19 protein-coding genes are annotated in these 23,012 nt (G+C 46.4%); 9 read left to right on the top strand and 10 right to left on the bottom strand.

The features are described 5' to 3' along the window. Positions 1-84: 84 nt before the first annotated feature. The gene (locus tag BW947_RS14350; protein ID WP_076500696.1) at positions 85-1,449 is read left to right on the top strand and encodes a sodium-dependent transporter; all 1,365 of its coding nucleotides are present in this window, start codon (positions 85-87) and stop codon (positions 1,447-1,449) included. A 116-nt stretch (positions 1,450-1,565) separates the two neighbouring features. On the opposite strand, the gene BW947_RS14355 is transcribed toward BW947_RS14350, so the two are convergent. After that, positions 1,566-2,420 (bottom strand): Tim44 domain-containing protein, encoded by an 855-nt coding sequence (locus tag BW947_RS14355; RefSeq protein ID WP_076500698.1) that lies wholly within the window; start codon positions 2,418-2,420, stop codon positions 1,566-1,568. A 577-nt stretch (positions 2,421-2,997) separates the two neighbouring features. On the opposite strand from BW947_RS14355, the gene BW947_RS14360 reads away from it, so the two are divergent. After that, positions 2,998-3,237: a CopG family ribbon-helix-helix protein gene (locus BW947_RS14360; protein ID WP_076500700.1), complete on the top strand. Its 240-nt coding sequence runs from the start codon at positions 2,998-3,000 to the stop codon at positions 3,235-3,237. After that, complete coding sequence (locus tag BW947_RS14365) at positions 3,227-3,511, top strand: type II toxin-antitoxin system RelE/ParE family toxin (protein WP_076500702.1); 285 nt, start codon at positions 3,227-3,229, stop codon at positions 3,509-3,511. Before BW947_RS14360 ends, BW947_RS14365 begins: the two co-directional genes overlap by 11 nt. A gap of 203 nt (positions 3,512-3,714) precedes the next feature. Here the strand turns inward: BW947_RS14365 and BW947_RS14370 are convergent, their stop codons facing one another. The 7 genes from BW947_RS14370 to ilvC form a co-directional block, all read right to left on the bottom strand. Further along, the gene (locus tag BW947_RS14370; RefSeq protein WP_143562259.1) at positions 3,715-4,359 is read right to left on the bottom strand and encodes a hypothetical protein; all 645 of its coding nucleotides are present in this window, start codon (positions 4,357-4,359) and stop codon (positions 3,715-3,717) included. A gap of 416 nt (positions 4,360-4,775) precedes the next feature. Further along, entirely contained in the window at positions 4,776-5,909 is a 1,134-nt protein-coding gene (locus BW947_RS14375) for a pyridoxal-phosphate-dependent aminotransferase family protein (RefSeq protein ID WP_076500705.1), read from the bottom strand. Between the two features lie 216 nt (positions 5,910-6,125). Further along, positions 6,126-7,733 (bottom strand): threonine ammonia-lyase, biosynthetic, encoded by a 1,608-nt coding sequence (gene ilvA, locus BW947_RS14380; protein WP_076500706.1) that lies wholly within the window; start codon positions 7,731-7,733, stop codon positions 6,126-6,128. Position 7,734: 1 nt separating this feature from the next. Beyond that, on the bottom strand, positions 7,735-9,624 hold the full coding sequence (gene ilvD / locus BW947_RS14385) for a dihydroxy-acid dehydratase (RefSeq protein WP_076500707.1): 1,890 nt from the start codon (positions 9,622-9,624) through the stop codon (positions 7,735-7,737). Between the two features lie 138 nt (positions 9,625-9,762). Next, on the bottom strand, positions 9,763-10,020 hold the full coding sequence (gene ilvM, locus BW947_RS14390; protein WP_076500709.1) for an acetolactate synthase 2 small subunit: 258 nt from the start codon (positions 10,018-10,020) through the stop codon (positions 9,763-9,765). After that, positions 10,017-11,690 carry an acetolactate synthase 2 catalytic subunit gene (gene ilvG / locus BW947_RS14395; RefSeq protein ID WP_076500711.1) on the bottom strand — a complete coding sequence of 558 codons (1,674 nt, stop codon included), beginning with the start codon at positions 11,688-11,690 and terminating at the stop codon, positions 10,017-10,019. The genes ilvM and ilvG overlap by 4 nt, the downstream gene beginning before the upstream one ends. A 650-nt stretch (positions 11,691-12,340) precedes the next feature. Next, positions 12,341-13,819 carry a ketol-acid reductoisomerase gene (gene ilvC, locus BW947_RS14410; protein ID WP_076500715.1) on the bottom strand — a complete coding sequence of 493 codons (1,479 nt, stop codon included), beginning with the start codon at positions 13,817-13,819 and terminating at the stop codon, positions 12,341-12,343. A gap of 253 nt (positions 13,820-14,072) precedes the next feature. On the opposite strand from ilvC, the gene ilvY reads away from it, so the two are divergent. Continuing rightward, complete coding sequence (gene ilvY / locus BW947_RS14415; protein ID WP_076500717.1) at positions 14,073-14,960, top strand: HTH-type transcriptional activator IlvY; 888 nt, start codon at positions 14,073-14,075, stop codon at positions 14,958-14,960. Between the two features lie 83 nt (positions 14,961-15,043). Here ilvY and paeA read toward each other — a convergent pair whose 3' ends face one another. Next, positions 15,044-16,366, bottom strand: coding sequence for a polyamine export protein PaeA (gene paeA / locus BW947_RS14420; RefSeq protein ID WP_076500719.1), 1,323 nt, complete (start codon positions 16,364-16,366; stop codon positions 15,044-15,046). Between the two features lie 939 nt (positions 16,367-17,305). Here paeA and BW947_RS19090 point away from each other — a divergent pair. From BW947_RS19090 to BW947_RS14440, 4 genes are all read left to right on the top strand, one after another. Beyond that, positions 17,306-17,539: a DUF6232 family protein gene (locus tag BW947_RS19090; RefSeq protein WP_425272280.1), complete on the top strand. Its 234-nt coding sequence runs from the start codon at positions 17,306-17,308 to the stop codon at positions 17,537-17,539. A gap of 386 nt (positions 17,540-17,925) precedes the next feature. Beyond that, complete coding sequence (locus tag BW947_RS14430) at positions 17,926-19,452, top strand: YifB family Mg chelatase-like AAA ATPase (protein ID WP_076500721.1); 1,527 nt, start codon at positions 17,926-17,928, stop codon at positions 19,450-19,452. Between the two features lie 109 nt (positions 19,453-19,561). Continuing rightward, positions 19,562-20,464, top strand: a complete 903-nt coding sequence (locus BW947_RS14435; RefSeq protein WP_076500723.1) for an acyltransferase — start codon at positions 19,562-19,564, stop codon at positions 20,462-20,464. A gap of 7 nt (positions 20,465-20,471) precedes the next feature. Beyond that, the gene (locus BW947_RS14440; RefSeq protein ID WP_076500724.1) at positions 20,472-21,407 is read left to right on the top strand and encodes an acyltransferase; all 936 of its coding nucleotides are present in this window, start codon (positions 20,472-20,474) and stop codon (positions 21,405-21,407) included. Positions 21,408-21,433: 26 nt separating this feature from the next. Here the strand turns inward: BW947_RS14440 and BW947_RS14445 are convergent, their stop codons facing one another. Then, complete coding sequence (locus BW947_RS14445) at positions 21,434-21,904, bottom strand: 2-thiouracil desulfurase family protein (protein WP_425272281.1); 471 nt, start codon at positions 21,902-21,904, stop codon at positions 21,434-21,436. Between the two features lie 329 nt (positions 21,905-22,233). Here BW947_RS14445 and BW947_RS14450 point away from each other — a divergent pair, with 329 nt between their 5' ends. Continuing rightward, positions 22,234-23,001 (top strand): GntR family transcriptional regulator, encoded by a 768-nt coding sequence (locus tag BW947_RS14450; RefSeq protein ID WP_076500727.1) that lies wholly within the window; start codon positions 22,234-22,236, stop codon positions 22,999-23,001. Positions 23,002-23,012: the final 11 nt, after the last annotated feature.

Here is a 23,012-nt window from a genome sequence, read left to right on the forward strand (position 1 = left end):
ATTAACATCACATTAACGCACTAATATTGCGTTGAAATTCTGCTTTATCCGCCTAAGATACGCCTTCTTTTTACGGGAGGCACAATGCAAGCGGCCAATACAAGTTCAACTAATCACTTCAGTTCACGCTTAGGTTTTATCATGGCAGCAGCCGGTAGCGCCGTTGGCGTAGGCAATATTTGGGGCTTCCCCACCCAAGCGGCCACTCATGGCGGAGGGGCCTTCTTACTGGTTTACCTCGTGCTGATTTTTATTCTAGGTATTCCCATGTTGATGGCCGAACTCATGATTGGTCGCCACGGGCAAACTAACCCCGCCGATGCGATGGGCAAACTCGGCTTTAACGCGCTAACCCGTAACTTAGGCAAGACCATAGGTTTGGTTTCTATCGTAACTGCAGGATTAATTTATACCTTCTACAGCATTCTTTCAGGCTGGTTCATTAGCTACGCCATAGCCCCCATTGCCACGGCTTTAGGCTCGAACGATACTGCGGCATGGCTAGTAGATTTCTCGCTGTCACGTAATCTGCTGTTTACGCTAATTTTTAGCACACTGGTGTTTTTGGTACTACTGCAAGGCGTGCAAGAAGGTATCGAAAAATGGTCGAAACGCCTAATGCCGTTACTACTGATCATGCTTATTGCAGGCGTGACGTATATCTTCACCCTTAATGGCGCCAGCGAAGGGATTAATGCGCTATTAACACCCAACTTTGCCAAGGCTTTAGCACCAGACACCTTGATCAGCGCACTCGGACAAACCTTCTTCTCCCTCACCATAGGCACAGGTGCCATGATGGTTTATGGCAGTTATCTGAATCAAAAAGAAAATATCGCCAAGCTAACCGTCTGGGTCGCTTTTACCGACAGTGGCATCGCCTTTCTCGCGGCTTTTTTAATTATTCCTGCCATGTATGTCGCCCAGCAAAATGGCGTAGAAATTTTTAATGCCGAGGGTAAATTACTCGATTCAGATGCGTTGGTGTTTACCGTTTTACCCGCTTTATTCTCAACCTTAGGCGACACGGCGAACCTCATCATCAGCGTAGTGTTCTTTATTCTGCTAATCATCGCAGGCTTAACTTCTGCTATCTCAATCGCCGAAGTGCCGACGAGTTATGTGATGCAAAAGTTTACACTCAGCCGCCAACACGCGACCTTGATCATCGGCTTATTGTTGACGTCATTATCCCTATTACTGGCGGTATTTTTTGATGCGCTATTTAGCTTCATGGTCACGCTCACCACCCAAATAGCCCAGCCATTAGTTGCACTCGGCATTGCAATTTATTTAGGTTGGATTTGGCGTCAAACACAGCTAATTAGGGCCATACGCGAGCAAGAACATGTCGATAGCTCGGGGCTTTTCTGGCGCATCTGGCCAAGGTATGTGAAGTATGTTTGTCCAGTGTTGATTCTGGCAATCGCCATCAGGCAGTTTGTTTAATAAAGTTGAGTGGCGATATCGGCTCAAATTTATTAATAAATACAAGCGCCGCATCATTAGAGAGGGAATAAAGACAGCAGCCTTAAAGGATTAAGGCTGCTTTGAGTGCGAACTGATTACTGCTCAATACCCACGATTAACCAAGGTGAGTTGGCTTGCGTTACGTTACGCTCTAAATGCCATACTTCCTTAATTTCCTCTTCTACGCCTTCAACGGTATCGCGATAGCGGCCGCTAAATTTAACACTCACTTCCGCAAGATTTGCATTGTGTGTGGCGCGTACCAGTTCAGCATCCAAAAACATCACTTCTGTGTGCTGGTCACCGGTTAATTCGCGGCGTTGACTATTGAGCTCATTGTAAAGTTCAATCGAAACATACTCTTGGATCTTACTTAAGTCGTTTTCATTCCACGCCAGTTGTAGCGTTTTGTAGTGGCTGCGCGCGCCTTCTAAAAAGCCTGGTAAATCAAAACCTGCTGGCAAATCAAACGGAACATCGCTTGCCGCTTGGCCAAAACCATTACTACCGCTGTTAGCAGTCCCTGTTTGCTCTGCTGCTTCACGCTGCATATTAGGGCTTGGTTGGCTCGCACCCGCATAGGCCGGCCTTTGCTGCGCACCTGCTTTTGAGGCCATCACAGTACGGACGATTTTAAATAGCACAAATGCCACCAACGCCATGATCAAAATATCCATAATTTGAATATTTTCAAAGCCACCGCCCATAAACAGCGCAGCTAGTAGGCCGCCAGCTAATAAACCGCCTAACATGCCGCCCATCATCCCTTTTTTACCCGGCGCGCCCGCTGGTGCCGTAGTAGGAGTGTTAGTCGCCGCAGGCTGAGCCGGAGCTGTTTTATGGCTTTTGCCAATAGACTTACTACCGCCGAATTTTTTTGCTTCTACAACTGGGCTAGTAACCAAACTAACCGCAAAAATCATCGCCAGCATAATAAATAACTTTTTCATTTATAGGATCTTTATATAACCAGAGGTGCTGGCATCATAACGGTGTGACATTATATGTCAACTATGAAAAAGCGGAGGCTAATTATCTTGTGCATATTTAGGGAGTTTCGATTAAGCACTGACATTCCCGTGACTCACTGGCTTTAGTTATAAAAAAGATTCGACGAAGAGTACCTCAAAAGATGTGTACGTTCTGACTCTGTGACGTGAGAAATGATTAAGCACTGTCATTCCAGTGACGCGCTGCAAGCACATCCCTGTGTGCTCGACCGTGACATCCCTGTCACGAACGGTCACCTACATGCCAGTGCTTAATCCCGTTAACTATTGTGCATCCTGCGAGATAGGCCACCCGAAGTCCAATACCCAGACAGAGGTAACCATCTCAGCGGCCATATCTTTTGAATCAAGATTTAGAATAATCGCCAAGAGGAAAGATATGCCTGTACTATCTTTTTGCCAAACACTTGATTCTGAAAATAAATCAAATGTCCCTTGGCTTATAGGCACAACATAGCAATTTTACCCCAATCAGTGTAATGTAGTTTAATGTATACATTATATGTTGAGGTTTATTATGAGTGTCATGTCAGTACGCTTATCCGATGAAAGCGAGCAAAAGCTGGTACAACTAGCCCAGTCAACCGGTAGAACAAAATCTTGGTTGGCCAATCAAGCAATTCAAGATTATTTAGATAGAGAAGCATGGCAGATTGCCGAAATTCAAACGGCATTGCGTGAAGCTGATGACGGGGATTTTGTGCCTGAGAACGAGATGAATGCGAAGTTCAAGCACTGGGGGAACAATGCAGGTTAGATGGCTGCGTAAAGCCGCGCAAAATCTTGAAGATGCCCATGATTACTTTGCCAAAGACAACCCTATGATCGCCCAAGCATTCGTGCAAGACGTTTATCGCTTGGTGAACTTATTGACGATTCAACCCGCTATGGGCCGCGCAGGGCGCGTGACAGGCACAAGGGAACTGGTGGTGCAGGATTACCCGTTCATCATTCCGTACAGGGTACAACAAGATGAGATCCACATCTTGCGGGTATTCCACACCCGATTACGCTTACCAAGTCAGTGGTAAAAACCAAATTTTTCACTCCTGCGTATTACCACGCGATTGCAGCAATGATAGAAAGGTCTGATGTTAAATAAGAAGTTTGACACTGTTCTGAATTCTACGAGGGCGCAGCATAAAAACCTCCTTGTTAAATGCTTAAGCAAAGCATAGTCGGGGGTTAACTACCTCGCAATTAACATTGGGTGTCCATTTTTTTTCTTCCGATGTTAATCGGTAAATTTAATTGACCCCAAATTGATGGAAAACTCTTCGCCATACATAGATTCATATATAGCATCAATGTCCACCCCTAATAATGCAATCTCCCAATAAGATCGTTGTAAAGGTGTTGGAGAATCATGCCAGATAAGCCAGATAGATTTACCAACCTCTAAAGTTGTACCTGTACCGATACACGAGAAACTGAATCCAACTTCCACATTTGTTGAAACCAATTCTCCTTTTTGATTTCTGGTTTGTTGAACAGGTAAAAATTTAATAAATTTTTCTGTATTGCATTCATATGACAATCCCGCCCGCTTAATCACAATTTTGTTTATGATGGCAGGCCCTAACCCTGTATTCGTCAGTGACAAACCTATTTTGGGCGCGCCATCGAGCTTTGCATATTCCAATGTTAGCTTAGGTCTTACACTCAATTTGTTGTGTCTAATTGATGACCTAGACTGTTGAATTGATACACCTAGTGCACATAAGGCAATCATTGCCGCCGCAATAGCAACCCAAACGTCACTACTTAGGTTTGATATAACGAAACCTTCTTGAACTAATATCTGTCTCACAATCAAAAGACCTATAACTCCAAAATAAATCAGTTCGGCAACATTCATTCGATTGGGGGAATTTTTCATAGGTTTTAAATTATTGATAGTAGTTTAGCTACTAGGATAATTTAAATTTATAAAATCAACTACTTGCCGCCGGAAAATCCAGCCACCAATATAAATTTAACGGAATTTAACGAACCACCCATTGTTAAATTCTCCTAATAACAAAATTAAGATACCCAAAGCTGGATTCCCGCTCAAAGCATTGCGGGAATGACGGCTAAAAATATCTGAGAATTAAGCAGACTATCAGACATACCAAGGGCTTAACTGGGTTAAGCACTGTCATGGAAGTGACCGTTGGCGGCATGAATGCCGCCGTCGAGCCCTCAGGGATGAGTTCATGGCGTGTCACTGGAATGACAGTGCTCAATCAAACTTCAGTTACCTAAAATCTGGATCCCCGCTCAAATGCAGTGCGGGGATGACGGTGCCGTCGCTTAGCTCAAGACCTCTTCTAATGCCTTGAGGCATAAAGAGACATTCTCGCGGCGGGCGCCAAAGCCCATTAGGCCGATGCGCCATGCTTTACCTGCTAAGGCGCCAAGGCCTGCGCCGATTTCGAGGTTGTAATCCTTCAGTAAACGAGTGCGCACTGCACCGTCATCGACACCTGCTGGGATATAAACCGTATTCAGCTGTGGTAAGCGATAATCTTCGGCGACCACAAAATTAAGCCCTAACTTTTCAAGCCCAGCACGCAGCACTAAATGCATCTCGTGATGGCGTTGCCATGCATTTTCTAAACCTTCGGCCGCCAAAATACGCAGGGATTCATGCAGTGCATAAAGCGCATTAACTGGCGCAGTGTGATGATAACTGCGCTTGCCGCCCGCGCTGGTCCAATAGGCCATGACTAGGCTTTGATCGAGGAACCAACTTTGTACTGGGGTTTTGCGGTTTTTAAGTTTTTCGACCGCAGCTAGTGAGAATGACACGGGTGATAAACCCGGTACGCAGGAAAGACACTTCTGGCTACCTGAATAAATTGCATCGATTCTCCATTCGTCGACTCTTAACTCGACACCGCCAAGGGACGTGACCGCATCGACTATGGATAAACAACCGTATTGCTTGGCTAATGCACACAAAGTTTTGGCATCGGACAAAGCGCCAGTTGAGGTTTCGGCATGTACAAAGGCTAAAAACTTTGCATCAGGATGGGCTTTCAGCGCCGCTTCCACCGCAGCAGGATCGACAGGTGTGCCCCATTCGTTGTCCACCAGCACAGCAATGGCGCCCATGCGTTCGACGTTTTGGCGCATTCGGTCACCAAACACCCCATTACGACAAACAATCACCTTCTCGCCCGGCTCAACTAAGTTAACAAAACAGGTTTCCATGCCCGCACTGCCCGGCGCAGAGACTGCCATAGTCATTTCATTTTTAGTTTGGAAAGCGTATTGAATTAGGCTCTTGAGTTCATCCATCATGCCCACAAACAGCGGGTCTAAATGGCCGACTGTTGGTCTGGCTTGCGCGGCAAGCACTTCAGGGTAAACATCCGACGGGCCTGGGCCCATCAAAATACGGCGAGGTGGATTAAAAGCGATAAAATGCGGTGCTGGTAACATCATGGCTCCTTAATGCGTGCAGGTTGAGGTCTTACTCTTATTATGTGTATTAGGGTATTGGCGAATAGTTAACATAGATACTGTTAGAGTATTCGCTCTTAACTTTATCCAAGCTACCACAAAAAGGCGCGCATGTGCGCTCCTCCTTTAGCCTAAGTGGTCACTATATTAGTTATAAAACAATGGAAAATGCAGTGATAACCAATTGTTTTTTATTTATTTATTTAGTTTATTATTTGCATTTAAGAACAATTGATAAGCTGGGCTGTCGGTTTCCTCTTGATACACAAAATCCAGTTCAGTTAAAAACTGCTGGAATGGCAAGGCATCACTCGCAGGTACTTCAAAACCCGCTAACACTCGGCCAAAGGCCGCACCGTGATTACGATAATGAAACAAACTGATATTCCATTTGCTTTGCAATGTAGTTAAAAATTTCAGCAGTGCACCGGGATGCTCGGGGAACTCGAAGCTAAATAAGCGCTCTTCTAACGGCTCAGGTGGATGTCCACCCACCATATAGCGCACATGCAATTTAGCGGTTTCGTCACCCGACAAATCCTGCACCTCAAAACCATTAGCCTTTAAGGTGGTAATAATGTGCTCTAGCTCGCCTTGGCCGCGGCTTAAGCGAATGCCTGCAAACACTACAGCCAGATCGCGACTGCTGAAACGATAGTTAAACTCTGTCATTACTCGCCTATCGAGTAACTCACAGAATTTTAAGAAGCTTCCTGGACGTTCAGGGACTTTCACCGCTAATACTGCTTCTTTTTGCTCGCCGAGTTCGCAGCGCTCCGACACATATCGCAAACTGTGAAAATTCACGTTTGCGCCGCTTAAAATCGCCGCTAACTTTTCACCATTACCAAAGCCACCTTTACCACTTTCGCCGCTGGCATTTATGCTGACATATTTTTTAAGCCCCGCCAGCGACAAAGCTCCCGCTGGTTCGGCTATAGCACGGGTGTCCTCAAAAATATCTTTCACCGCCGCGCAAATTTCATCCGAGGTGACCGTCACCACTTCATCAACATAGAGTTTAGCGACCCGAAACGGCTCAGTGCCAATGCGTTTTACCGCCACGCCGTCGGCAAATAAACCAACCTGCGCCAGCGTCACTGGCTCGCCTGCCGCCATCGCCGCCTTTAAACAAGCGGCATCTTCTGGCTCTACGCCGATAATTTTCACCTGCGGCATCACGGCCTTGTAATACGCAGCGATACCCGCGATTAAACCGCCGCCGCCCACGGGTACAAATATCACTTCAAGATCGCGCTGCTGCTGCAACATCTCTTGGGCGATAGTGCCTTGGCCGGCTATCACGGCTTCATCATCAAAGGGGGCGATATAAACTCGGCCCTCTTCTTTCGCCAACGCCATCGCAAAGCCATTGGCTTGATCGAAAGCTTGGCCATGTAATACCACGTTGCCACCTAAACGGCGCACCGCATCGACTTTGATATCGGGCGTGGTTTCTGGCATCACAATCACCGCATCCACACCGCGACTCGCCGCCGACATAGCCACACCTTGGGCATGATTACCGGCTGATGCGCACACTACGCCGCGCTGACATTCGTCCTTGGTTAGCTGCGCAATACGGTTATAGGCACCGCGTAACTTAAAGGAATGCACTGGCTGCATATCTTCACGCTTCAAAAAGACCTGACAGCCTAAACGCGCCGATAACTTGTTCATGCTTGAAAGTGGCGTCACTTTCGCGATGTCATACACTGATGACAACAGGATTTTTTGCAGATAGCTCTGTGCCAACTGAAAATGGGCTAAATCCGTCTGAGCTTGCGCTGCAAGTGGTAACATATTAGTCCTCCAGTTTACTGCGATCGCGCACCGCGCCCTTATCGGCACTGGTGGCGAGCATGGCGTAGGCTTTAAGCGCGAGTGACACAAAACGCTCTCGACCGATAGGTTTCCACGCCAATGGGCCAAGACTGTGCATTTTTTCGCGCCGAGCAGCGAGTTCAGCATCGCTTAACGCCAGCTTAATACTGCGCGCCGGAATATCAATTTCGATGCGATCGCCGTTTTCAACCAAGGCGATAGTGCCGCCTGCCGCCGCTTCTGGCGATACGTGACCTATAGATAAACCTGAGGTACCACCGGAGAAACGACCATCGGTAATCAGCGCGCAAACTTTACCTAAACCGCGCGACTTTAAATATGTGGTCGGGTACAACATTTCTTGCATTCCTGGGCCACCTTTGGGGCCTTCATAACGGATAACCACGACATCACCCGCGACCACTTCGCCGCCTAAAATGCCGGCAACCGCATCATCTTGGCTTTCATAAACGCGAGCAGAGCCAACAAACGTTAGATTAGATTCATCCACCCCCGCGGTTTTAACAATACAACCATTTTCAGCCACGTTGCCCGATAACACGGCGAGCCCGCCCTCTTGGCTAAAAGCAAATTCGCGGGTGCGGATACAGCCTTCTTGTCTGTCGTTATCCAGTGTTGGCCAGCGGCAATCTTGGCTAAAGGCTTTAGTGGTTGGAATGCCAGCAGGCCCCGCCATAAAGAAGTGTTTTACCGCGTCATCTTGGGTTTGCATGATGTCGTACTGCGCTAATACTGACTTTAAGGTGCCATCACTGACTGTACCGCCCGCAAAAGTGTCACCCTTGTTGGCCGCCACATGGAACACATCGGTATGCAGTAATCCCGCTCTATCTAGCTCGCCTAAAATCCCCATTACGCCGCCTGCGCGGTGTACATCTTCCATATGGTATTTAGGCGTTGAGGGAGCTACTTTACAAAGGTGCGGTACAAGGCGCGACATACGGTCGATATCCGCCATGGTAAAATCAACATCGGCTTCCTGCGCTGCCGCCAATAAATGCAATACTGTGTTAGATGAACCGCCCATGGCGATATCAAGCGTCATGGCGTTTTCAAAGGCTTTAAAGTTGGCGATATTACGCGGTAAGGCCGACTCATCATCTTCATGGTAATAGCGTTTTGCCAGCGCCATCACGCGCCGACCAGCCTCTAAAAACAGCTCACGGCGATCGGCGTGAGTCGCCAACATAGAGCCGTTACCCGGCAAAGATAGACCTAGGGCTTCGGTTAAACAGTTCATCGAGTTAGCGGTAAACATACCAGAACAAGAGCCGCAGGTTGGGCACGCACTACGTTCAATTTTGGCACTGTCTTCATCGCTAACATTGGTGTCGGCGCCTGCAATCATCGCGTCGACTAAATCAAGCTTGATAAGTTTATCCGACAGCTTAGTTTTACCCGCCTCCATCGGCCCGCCAGAAACAAACACCACCGGAATATTAAGCCGTAGCGCCGCCATTAGCATGCCGGGGGTAATTTTGTCGCAGTTAGAGATACACACTAAGGCATCAGCGCAGTGGGCGTTGACCATGTATTCCACACTGTCGGCAATTAACTCGCGCGATGGCAGGCTGTAAAGCATGCCGCCGTGACCCATAGCGATACCGTCATCAACGGCGATGGTGTTGAACTCTTTTGCAATACCGCCCGCTTCTTCAATGGCGCTCGCAACGAGTGAGCCCATGTCTTTTAAGTGCACATGGCCCGGTACAAACTGGGTAAAGGAGTTAGAAATCGCAATAATTGGCTTACCAAAATCACCGTCTTTGACCCCTGTAGCGCGCCATAACGCACGGGCACCCGCCATATTGCGGCCTTCGGTACTGGTAGCTGATCGTAACTTTGGCATTGACTGTATCCTTTATCTTAAATCGAAAATGGTATGCTTAATTCACATGGCGAATACAGCGTTGGCTGCACTGCCCTTATTTATAGCGCCCGTGTCAGCCCTAAAATCGGCGGCTGAAATCGAGCTTAACGCAACGACTTATGCACTGGCCGTTTGTTGCAAACTCATCGGCAACAACACCTTACACAAGGTGACATCAATTAGCTTATTCAGTTGATTACTTAGGAGTTCAATGGCGCGATCGCTATCAACCTCCATATCCAGCGACAGGCTAGCATCGTCGTTCATGCGCATTTGCATTTGGGTGATGGTAAAACCACGGTGACGCGTCACACGCAAAACACGCTCAAGCACTTCGGGGCGTTGTTGAACCGTTAACTCCAGAGAGTAGATCATGTTTGTTTCTCCATTTCGTCCATCATATCGCTGTTTGATGCACCGGGGGGCACCAGTGGCCAAACGTTAAAAGCATCGTCAATTGCAACGTGTAACAAATACGGACCCTTTGCCGCTAACATCTCGGTTAAGGCTTCTTCCACTTCGTCGGAAGAAAAAATAGTACGGCCGGGAATATCAAAGGCCGAGGCCAGCAAGACAAAATCTGGGTTATCGGATAAATCCGTTTCACTGTAACGCTCTTCAAAAAACAGTTGCTGCCACTGTTTCACCATGCCGAGCTTTTGGTTATCAACCAGCACAATTTTTACCGGCAGCTTACGGCGTTTGATGGTGGTCAGCTCCTGCACATTCATCATAAAAGAACCATCGCCAGAGACTGTGACCACTGTGGCATCAGGGCGCGCCACTTGAGCGCCAATCGCTGCAGGCAAGCCAAAGCCCATAGTGCCTAAACCTGCGCTGGATAGATGATCCTCAGGGCGGCGAAACCACATATGCTGGGCAACCCACATTTGGTGCTGGCCTACATCGCAGCACACAACGCTGTCCTCGGGTAACTTATTGGCTAAACGGCGCAGCAGCGCAGGGGCGTAGATCAAACTGCCGGGGTGTTGATAATCCCATTGATGCTTACGGGATAAATGCTCAACCTCAGCCTGCCAAGGGGTGATGTTCATCGGCATGGCTAAGGCAGGCAAGATTTGGCGTAAATCGCCGGCGATTGCCACCTCTGGCATACGCAATTTGCCTAGTTCAGCGGCGTCGATATCGAGATGGATCACTTTGGCTTTATCGGCAAAGCTCGCTAAGCGGCCGGTAACTCGGTCGTCAAAACGGGCACCAACCACAATCAGCAAGTCGCAATCCTGCACCGCTAAGTTAGCGGCCTTGCCGCCATGCATGCCTAACATGCCTAAATAACCAGACGTGCCGTGGGTAATACTGCCAAGACCTTTCAAAGTTGCCACCGAAGGTATACCAGTGACTTTGATAAACTCACGCAGTTGATCCACCGCGCCCGCCATACCTACGCCGCCACCTACATACAACATGGGCTGTTTAGCTTCTGCCAACAGTGCACGGGCGGCGTCGATGTCGCTCATCTGGGCTTGGGGTTCATTTATAATCGCAAGTAGAGGTGTGCGGTATTCCAAGTGGGCGATTTGAATGTCTTTAGGGATATCCACTAGCACAGGGCCTGGGCGACCCGATGCGGCGATTTCAAAGGCTTGATACAAGGTTGGGATCAGGTCGTTAACGTCTGTCACCATAAAACTGTGCTTAGTGCAGCTCAGTGACATGCCTAGCACGTCGATTTCTTGAAATGCATCGGTGCCGATAACCGCGGTGGAGACTTGGCCGGTGATGGCCACAAGAGGCACTGAATCTAATAATGCATCGGCTAAAGAAGTGATGAGGTTTGTCGCGCCTGGGCCTGAGGTCGCAAAGCACACACCGGTTTTACCACTGGCTCTGGCATATCCTACCGCGGCAAAGGCGGCGCCTTGTTCGTGACGGCTGAGTAAGTGTTCGACAGGGCTTCCATAGAGGGCATCGTATATTGGCATAATGGCACCACCGGGATAACCAAACACTGTGGTTACGCCATGTGCTGCTAACACTTTTATTACCGCGTCTGCGCCTCTGATCATCTGCCCTGGTTCCATATTCTCTCTCGCTACGTTAGTCCTGAATTGCCGAAATCGACGCTAGTATTGACTCTTTTTATACCTTTTCAAACTTTGACCCTAAAACTTGAGCCCTGAAACGAAGAACCCCCCAGTCCTTTCGGAGCGGGGGGTTCTTTTGAAACTTCTAACCTTTTAGGTCTATCAGTTCGCCATGCGCCGCCCCCGCTGTGATTTAATAATCACGACGGTAATAATCACGAGAATGAGCTTGGCAGCTTGGTTAAACATCAATATGGATCCCTAATCGGTGTTTTTAAAATGGTTCTCTAACATCGAGAATGACTTGAAAGTTAGTTTCGCTTTGGGCCTTGCCCTACCGCGAGCTATTAGCTTTACCATAAAGCGACAGCCAAACACAATAAAAATATTTTTTGTCAAAAAAATTCAGCTTCCCTGCCGAGACAATGCAAAACAACAAAGTAAAACGTTAACTATTGATACTTAGTGGGCGCCATTCACCTACTGAGCATTTACTGACTTAACTGTGTCGTTTTTGCCCGCTCGACCACTGACTGAACAGGAAAAATGTGTACGTAAACGATTGTAAAATCTGATCTTCAATCTGTTGAGGTCGGTTGAGTAGCAAGCGATGTTTCAGCCTTCTACTCAAGCGCGACCCCAATCAACTAAGCTTCAACAATACTTTTCATATCAGTCATATAGCCACGAAGCTCAGCGCCAACATATTCCACCGCGGTTTCACGAATCGCTTCGTTAACGGCGATGAGCGTTAAGTTGTCGACACTGGTTGCGCTGTCCTTTAGACCAGCACCTAAATACTCAGATGACATGGCATTAACGTAATCGCGCAGCATAGGCACCGCAGCGTGGTTAAACAGGTAGCAACCGTATTCGGCGGTATCTGAAATCACTACGTTCATTTCGTACAAACGCTTACGGGCAATCGTGTTGGCGATGAGTGGAGTTTCATGCAGTGACTCGTAATAAGCCGACTCTTCCACGATACCCGCAGACACCATAGTGTCGAACGCCAGTTCCACACCCGCTTTGATCATAGCGACAAGGAAAATACCTTTGTCGAAATAGGTTTGTTCGTCGATATGCTCGCTCGATACGGGCGCATTTTCGAAACCTGTTTCGCCAGTTTCGGCTCTCCAACGCAGTAGGTTCGCATCATCGTTCGCCCAGTCTTCCATCATAGTGCGAGAGAATTCGCCGCTGATGATGTCATCCATGTGCTTTTCAAATAATGGCTGGAGGATTTCTTTTAAATCTTCTGCAATTTCAAATGCTTTAATCTTGGCAGGATTAGACAAACGGTCCATCATGTTAGTGATGCCGCCGTGTTTCAGCGCTTCAGTGACCGTTTCCCAACCTTGCTGGATAAGCTTGGCCGCGTAGCCTGGCTCAACGCCATCGGCGATCATTTTCTCGTAACCTAAGATGGCGCCCGTCTGCAACATACCGCACAGAATGGTCTGCTCGCCCATCAGATCTGACTTCACTTCAGCGATGAAAGACGACAGTAAAACACCGGCTCTGTCTCCACCCGTTGCGCTAGCGTAGGCTTTAGCAATCTCTAAGCCGTCACCGTTTGGATCGTTTTCTGGGTGAACCGCTATAAGGGTAGGTACACCAAAACCACGTTTGTATTCTTCACGCACTTCAGTGCCTGGGCACTTAGGGGCGACCATCACCACAGTGATATCGGGACGAACTTGCATGCCCTCTTCAACGATGTTGAAGCCGTGTGAGTAAGACAAGGTAGAACCTTGCTTCATCAGTGGCATAACAGCGTTAACCACGTTGGAATGCTGTTTGTCCGGCGTCAGGTTAAGTACCAGATCCGCCGCGGGGATTAATTCTTCAAACGTGCCGACACGAAAACCGTTGTCGGTCGCTTTTTGCCATGAGGCACGTTTCTGTTCAATCGCTTCAGGACGCAGGGCAAAAGAGATATTCAGACCCGAATCACGCATGTTCAAGCCTTGGTTAAGACCTTGAGCACCACAACCTAAAATAACAATATTCCAATCTTTGATGTAGTTACAGCCGTCGCTAAACTCAGAACGATCCATGAAACGACATTGGCCAAGCTGTGCTAATTGTTGACGTAAATTCAGAGAGTTAAAATAGTTAGCCATCTGATATACCACCTATAAGTCAGAAATTTTGGACGCAACCAAACTAACATAATGTTACGGCTTGGTTGTGATTGAAATCACTATAACCCATGCTTATCATTGCTTAAAATGATATATTCGGAACTTCATATTGCATTATGCGCAACGTCAACAACAATGACAGCCCACGTAATATCGGCTTAATAAACCTAACGGCGATAGACAAACACTCAAATGTGGCGTCATTCAAGCACAGGGTAAACAGGATAAGATCATGGATATTCGTACTCTCAAATTGTACCTGCACTTATGTGACAGTTTGCACTTCGCCAAAACGGCGGAGCAGATGCATGTGAGCCCATCGACCTTAAGCCGGGCATTGCAAAGATTAGAAGAGGAAGTTAACGCTAAACTATTAGAGCGGGACAATCGCAGTGTGACCTTAACCCATGCGGGGCGCGAATTTAAGCTATTTGCCGAACAGACTTTTAATCATTGGGAGACGCTTAAACACAGTATAAGCCTCAAACAGGATGTGCTGCGCGGTCGATTAAACCTGTATTGCTCGGTCACTGCCGCCTACAGCCATTTACCCGCTTTGTTAGATTTATTTCGCCAAGAGCACCCATTTGTCGAAATTGCATTAACCACAGGAGATGCGGCTAACGCCTTGGTTGAAGTGCAGCAAAATCGAGCCGATATTGCCATTGCTGCCCTACCAGACCCATTCCCCAGTAGCTTACACTTTGCCAAAATTGACGATGTGCCGTTATCAATTATCGCTCCAACTATTCGCTGCGCGGTACAACAACAGATTTCTCAACATCCCATTGATTGGTCGAACGTCCCCTTTATCATTGCTGATCATGGCCCTGGACGACGCCGCGCCGATAATTGGTTCAAACAAATGGGTATTAGCCCCAATATTTATGCCCAAGTGTCGGGCCAAGAAGCGATTGCCTCTATGGTGGCGTTAGGCTGCGGTATCAGCATGAGCCCTGTGGTGGTGATCAATAACAGCCCTGTGCGGGATCGTATTCAGCTATTATCGTCGCCCGTTACGATAGAGCCATTCGAGTTAGGTTGCTGCTGTAGGGTAAAACGTTTGGCAGAACCCATCATCAATGCATTTTTAGAGGTGATTAAAACGCCTGCAATGTAAAGAATCGAATTATTAATTACGCCTAAGCTGACGCGACCCTTTGCAGCTAAAATGTTAGCCAAAATGAGTCGCATCACCGCAGGTTAAATATCGGGGGAATTAAGCTTGTCAGTAGAAATCGGGTCAATTCGAGTCACTAATAGCTGGTCGACTTTATAAGAGTCGATATCAACCACTTCAAACTTATAGCCTGCATAGTTAACAAAATCAGTACGCTTAGGGATTTTACGCAGCATATACATCATAAAACCGGCAATCGTTTCATAGTTTTGATTATGCGGAAATTCTTCAATGCCAAAAGCGCGCATCACGTCAGTAATCGGCGTAACCCCGTCCACCAGCCAAGAGTTGCTATCGCGGGCAATAATTTGCTCTTCACTCTCATGTAATGACCAAGCCCCCATCACCGCGCGCTGTAAATCGTTAGTAGTAACAATACCGACCACGAGGGCATATTCGTTAATCACTACCGCAAAATCGGCACGACTATTTTTAAAGTATTCCATCGCCTCAGATAGGCTTAACGTATCAGGAATAATCAAGGTGGTGTGGACTAGGCTGGTATCCTTTAAGGTAATGTTTTCACCATTAATCACTCGAATTAATAGCTCTTTAGCATCGACAATCCCTTTGATCATATCGAGCTGACCATCACACACTAAAAACTTAGTGTGTGGATCTTCAGAAATCTTACGTTTGATATCTTCTTCACTATCTTGCAGTAAAAAATACACTAAACTTTCGCGGGCTGTCATCGCTGAAGTAACAGAAACGGTTTGCATTTCAAACACATTCTCCATCATCTGCTGATCGCCGCGATCGAGTGCCCCAGCCTCTGCACCCGCATTCATTACCGCATAAATATCATCTGAAGTAATGGCATCGTTACGAATGGTAGGAATTTGCAATAGCTTAAAAATACCACTGGCCATACCGTTAAAAACCCACACCAATGGGCGCAATAGCACAATACAGAAAGACATAGGTCCAACAACAGCTAAGGCGACAGGCTCAGGCATTGCCATCGCGATACGCTTAGGCATAAGGTCAGCCACCAAGATAAAGGCACTAGTTACCAACACAAACGAGCATAAAAAGCTCACTTTGCTAAGCCAAGGATCGGTTAACCAAGGAATAAGCAGACCATAGAAATACGGCCGAAATGCCGATTCACCCACGATACCGCCCATAATTGCTACCGCATTAAGCCCAATTTGTACCACGGTAAAAAAACTACCTGGAACGGCTTGTAACTGCAGCACTTTTTCAGCTCGTATATCACCTTCATCGGCTAACTGGCGTAAACGGATTTTGCGGGAAGCGGCAAGCGAAATTTCTGACATAGAGAAGAAACAACTTGCGCCAATCAGGCACAATATAATCATCACGTTATCAAAGAGACTCATGTAACACCTTTCATTTAACACTGGACTAACTAGGACCAACCCGCGCTTTATTGCTCGCGTGTCAGCTGAATTTATTGTATTGAAGCCACAATGATTGGATTAGCGTAGTCGCCCACCCATCGCGCCAACTCACTCTATTACTGATAAATAAACACTAAGATGACAATAAAAAGAGTGCTGTGAGTATATCTGCAAATGCTCAAGTTGTGCGTGACTCGCCTCCGCAGAATACGAATTCTACTGCTAGGATCACACCGCAATATTCGACGATTTTTAGTGACTATCCTCAGCCAGAATTTAGCCGCCGACTTAGCCTAATATACTGAATATTATATTTTTAATTATTTTATTCGGCTCGACGGCACTAATGTATCAGAACTTTGTGACCTTAGTGATTGATCTGCTAGCACATACAAAAAACAATCGTTTTGACTACGCCAACATGGTTTTAGCGATGATTTTAGCTTAGTCGCATTATTTGAAAGACGTTCAGAATTGCAGCATAGACGCTACTAAGAGCGCATCGTCACCTCGATAATCGGCGACATATTATATCCGATCTGTGGGCTAATATTCCTCAGCTTGAATAATTTTTTATCAGAGAAGCAAACTGGCAGCGCAATCTCATATAAATGTTATCAATTGGTTAGCGCGATTAGATACTGTCAATCGCCAAATAATATTAACTTTACAGTTCTAAATTTCATCGTATACAACATATGATTTGAGGAGTTTTTGACTGCGATAGATTAACTCAGCCATGGATAAATTTTACATATACCCATTCGTAGGTGATTGCTATTAGGATCAGAACCATAGGACAGACCGCGCATGTGAAACATATGTAACAACTAAAAGTTTGTTATGTTTTTATTTGTTGAATTAAATACTGTATTGACACAAAATCCTCATTAAACCAAACACAGATAAGGATTCAACATGGAAGAAAAAGTGTTTTTTAATCAAGGAAATGTCAGCGTAAGCAATAGTCGGTTTATTGTTTCAGGTCAAACCTACGCTATAAGTAATGTTACATCGGTTAAATCAGGAATAATATCGGCTTCAAAAGGGGCGGCTGTATTTCTTATTTTTATTGGTTTATGTTGTTTTTTGGGTGGGTTCATAGTGAAAATCATTGGAGTTATTTTTTTAGCTTTAGGTGTGTTCTCTTGAAAGGGAGCTAAAGATAAATACACTGTCATTCTAAATACTTCAGCAGGAGAAAATAAAGCTTTAATGAGTGAAGATAAAGGTTATATAGAATCAGTTATTACTGCTTTGAATAACGCGATTATTAGCCGCGGTTAATTATTCATCACTGGAAGTTAGGGTCAACTTAACTTCCAAGTTTGAATACAACTACACATATGATTTGTATGATATGAATATTACCGTAGAGCCCTCAATAGATAAATTCACGACATGTCACAAACGTCATCGCATTTACATTACAGCGTAATATCAATTTCAAAAAAATAGCCAACTCAACAAAAAAGCCATCATCCTATTTACTGCTACACTCAAATTCTGCGTGAAATGAACCACAAAAGGATTTGTTTATGGCCATTGCCTGCGTTACTACCCGAGCAAGTTGTGGGGTAGAAGCCCCAGAGGTCACTGTTGAAGTACACCTCAGTAACGGCTTACCCGCATTTAATCTAGTAGGCTTACCTGAAGCATCAGTCAAAGAAGCTCGCGAGCGGGTACGTAGTGCACTGATTAATGCTGGATTTGAATTCCCGATGCGGCGGATAACAGTCAACCTCGCACCAGCAGATTTACCTAAACAAGGTGGCCGCTACGATTTACCCATAGCAGTGGGCATACTGGCGGCTTCGGAACAAATTCCGTTGAATAGCCTTAAAAATCTCGAGTTTGTCGGTGAGTTGGCGCTTTCTGGGCATATACGTTATTGCCAAGGATTATTACCGGCGATCATCGCGGCTAAACGCCAAGAACATACTTTAATCCTGCCACTGGATAACCGTCACGATGCCGAACTCGTCGGCTATTCCAAGGTATTATTTGGTTCGCACTTGCAAAGCCTTGCCGCTTATTTACAAGGGCAAACCCAACTGCCCACGTTAGCGCCGCAATTAGAGTGGATAAGCCAAGAAACGCCCGAATCAAATACTTGCCTAAGCGATGTGATTGGCCAATATCAGGCCAAACAAGCACTCGAAATTGCCGCTGCGGGAAACCACAACCTCTTGATGCTTGGCCCGCCGGGTACGGGCAAGACTATGCTCGCCAGCCGCATGATGGCGCTATTACCCGCGCTCAATTATGAGGAAGCATTGGAAGTGGCTGCGCTGCATTCGGTTGCTGGACTCGATATTAAACCACAGTACTTTTTACAGCGGCCGTTTCGAGCGCCGCACCACACCAGCTCAGCTATTTCACTCGTGGGCGGCGGCAGTATTCCCAAACCCGGTGAAATCTCCCTGGCTCACCGTGGCGTATTGTTTTTGGATGAGGTCGCCGAATTTCCTCGAAAAGTCTTAGATTGTCTGCGCGAACCGATGGAAACTGGCGAAGTGGTGATTTCTCGCGCCGCCGCTAAACTCACATTTTTAAGTCGATTCCAATTAATTGCCGCGATGAACCCAAGCCCGAGCGGCGATCTCGATAGTCAACACAGGTCGAGTCCCGAACAAATCCAACGTTATCTTTCACGGCTTTCAGGTCCATTTCTCGACCGTTTTGACTTAACCATAGAAGTGCCAAAACTTCCCGCTGGCACATTAACACAAGCAGCGCCGCAAACAGAAACCAGCCAAGATATCGCCAAACGCGTCAAACTAGCACGCGAGCGGCAACTTGCCCGTGCCGGAGTGCTTAATAGTGAGCTAACAGGAAAACAACTCAAAATATTCAGCGGCATTAGCGATGCCGATTTAATCTTTTTAGAACAAAGCGTAGTAAAACTTGGTCTTTCGGTTCGTAGTTTCCATCGCATACAAAAGGTGGCGCGCACGATTGCCGATCTTGAACAAGTACCTAACACTGAACGTCGCCATCTTGCTCAAGCCTTAGGCTACCGCGCAATGGATAGATTACTCGCCCGCTTATCCCAGCAATATTGAACTCACCTTGAAATAAATGTTAAACAAATGCACCAACTGCGGCGCCTAAGATTGAGCCAAACGCCGACACCGAGTAACATAGGCCTCCAATTTTTGTCAGGGGGCTCGGATGGGGACGCTGTTTTCACAATTCAAAGGCTGTATCGCATTTTTAGGCTACGTTGTTAATACTATCTTTTGGACTATCCCAATTGTATTAATCAGTTTTATAAAACTGATACCTATCAGTCCATTAAGGACTGCAACTAGCCATGTACTCGACTTTTGCGCCAGCGCGTGGATTAGTGTTAATGGTGTGATTGAGCGTTGCTTGCACCCCGTTAAAATAGAACTGAGCGGCGATACCGATTTTTCGACTAAAGAATGGTATATGGTCATTGCCAATCACCAGTCTTGGGTCGATATCTTGATCCTACAGCGAGTTTTTAACCGAAAAATCCCTTTCTTAAAATTTTTTCTCAAGCAAGAATTAATTTTTGTGCCGATTTTAGGCTTAGCCTGGTGGGCACTTGATTTTCCCTTTATGCGTCGTTATAGCACAGCGCAGCTGCGTAAAAACCCTAAGTTAAAAGGCAAAGACATTGAAATTACACGTAAAGCCTGCGCTAAATTCAAGGCTAAGCCAGTGAGTGTGATGAACTTTGTCGAAGGCACGCGCTTCAGCAAAGCTAAACATCAAAAGCAAAATTCGCCGTTCCAACATTTATTAAAACCTAAAGCAGGCGGCATGGCTTTTGCGTTATCGGCCATGGGTGAACAGATCCACAAGTTAGTCGATGTTTCTATTTACTATCCCGATACAGTGCCCACCTATTGGGACTACCTGACGGGTAAAATGCCCAGCGTTAAAGTACACATTAAGATATCGGACATCGATCCCGCCATGCGCGGTGATTATATGAATGATCGTGATTTTAAAATTAGCTTCCAAGAACAATTGAATCAAATCTGGCTGGCTAAAGACCAAGTATTAAACCAACTAGCTAGCCAAGCGAATAAAGAACAAAGGTAACACCATTATGTTGAATTTCTTGCCTGGGCCAGTGTTGTTTATAATTAGCTTTAGTCTACTGATTATAAACACCTTTATATGGAGTTCGCTTATCAGCCTTGGCGGGTTAGTGAAAATCGTGATGCCTACGCAAGGTGCGCGTAATGCAGTATCCAGCGTCATGAATCGTTTCATGTGGGCGTGGGCGAGCTGCAACGGTGGCATTTTATTCTTGATCGCTAAAATTGAGTGGGATATACAAGGGCTTGAAGGGCTGGATAAAAACAGTTGGTATTTGCTGATCAGCAACCATCTCAGTGGATTTGATATCGCCGCGCAAACTTATGTATTACGTAACCATATTCCAATGCTGAAGTTCTTCCTCAAAAATGAGCTAATGTATGTGCCGATTATGGGCCTAGGCTGTTGGGCGCTCGATATGCCATTTATGAATCGAACCAGTCCAGCAAAACTGAAGAAGAATCCAAAGCTTAAGGGTAAAGATTTAGAGACGACGCGCCGCGCCTGCGAAAAATTCAAAAAAATGCCCACATCGATTATTAACTATGTCGAGGGCAGCCGTTTTACCAAACAGAAGCATCAGCGCCAAAACTCGCCCTATCGACACTTATTGCGCCCTAAAGCCGGCGGGATTGCCTTTACCCTATCTGCTATGGGTGAGCAATTTACCAATCTACTCGACATGACTATTGTGTATCCCGATGCGCCTGAGGATATTCTGTTTGGGGTGATGAACGGCAAAGTGAGTAAGATCATTGTGCGCATTAATGCTCTGCCCGTACCTCAGGTTGACCCAGCACGTTATTTTTCTGAGTCTGAGTACCGCGTCGAATTCCAGCGCTGGTTAAATCAAGTATGGGCTGAGAAAGATCAACAAATTGATGACTTACTGCGCGACTATCAAAATGCCGCCACCAGCACTAATAACACTCACATTCAATAACGAACTAAATCATAAATAGAACAGGATCAAACAGCGCCCGCTTCCAGCTTTGCTATATATGCCGCAGCCGCGACTAACTCAAATTCATTAAAGACGGTTATCCCTGCGGCGCAGAGTTTTTCTGCCGTTAATCCTTGCCCAGCAATTAATTGTTTTGTAAAACGGCCATCATAAATCTGCTGATTGCCACAAGATGGACTGCGGGCTTTTAAAACTGCCACTTTAATCCCTTCTTGCTGCGCTAACTTAAGGGCAATATTTGCTCCCAGACTAAAAGCGTGCGTCACATCTTCCCCTTGCTCGGTTAAGATGCGCTGCCCAACTCGCTCAGCTGGCGGTCTAGGCGTCTGCAACCCGCCCGCACATTCGGGACAAATCGCCACAATCCGCCCTTGCTCAAGCCATGTGCGTACAACATCGCTTTCCATCAAATTATGGCCACCGTCGTAACGCACCGCTTGACCGAGTAAACAACTGCTCACTAACACTTTCTCCACTGTCGCCTCCAAGTGTGTTATTCCGCACATAGCATAACGCGAAGGACACACATGCAAAATGCATTTGGAAGATTTACCCCAAAGCCATAAACACCTGCAACAAGATAGTACGGTTAAAACCGCATCATTGTTGACAATTTAATATTTTAAATATTTATAAAACAAAATACTAAACACACAAATAAAAATTAAAAAATATAAAAATCAACAAATAAAGCAACAAACCCTCAAAATATAGACTTACGTCTAAGTAAACACATTGTTGACAATCTGTTCAGGGAGGGCTATTTTTTACCCATTGTAGACAATCCCATTAATAGTGACGCGCTATGTTGAAGCAAGACACGACGTTGATTTCTGATGACACACAAGTTTCCCACCTGCATAAGGTCAAATCGACCTCGTCAGATAAAACGTCGACCACATTAGCCGATCAAATTTTGGTGCAGATCCAAACCAGCATCATCAAAGGCGAATTGCCAGCAGGTAGCAAAATTAATGAGCAAGCGCTAGCCGAAAAATACGGCATCAGTCGTGGCCCAACCCGCGAAGCCCTGCACACCTTAGAAAGACAGCGTTTAGTGGTGCGCTCACCCCATGTTGGTGCCCGCGTCGCACAGCTCACCGTTAGCGAACTTAACGATTTATATCAACTTCGTAGCGTGCTTGAAGGTATGGCCTGCGAGCTCGCTGCCAGTCGCATCACCCCTGAGCAGTTAGCCAAGTTAGAAGATTTACTCGCCTGCCAAGATGCCGCGCTCGCAAAGGGTGATACCTACTTCCAAGAAGAAGGCGATGTCGATTTTCACTACCAAATCATTCAAGCCAGTGGCAATAAACACTTACAGGAAACCCTAGTCGGTGGTCTGTATCACTTGCTACGTATGTATCGTTACCAATGCACCAATAAAAATCGTCCCGTAAAAGCGATTGCCGAGCACAGACGCATAGTCGAGGCCATTGCCCAGCGCGATGGTGAACTGGCAAGTTTGTTAATGCGCCGCCATATCGAACAGGGACGTAAAAATACCGAATTACGCTTAATTGAATTGCAAGCCAATGCCGCCGCAAAAGAAACCTTAGCGAACATCAGCTAAATTCTTACGGC

This window comes from Shewanella morhuae (genome assembly GCF_900156405.1).
Lineage (GTDB): Bacteria > Pseudomonadota > Gammaproteobacteria > Enterobacterales > Shewanellaceae > Shewanella > Shewanella morhuae.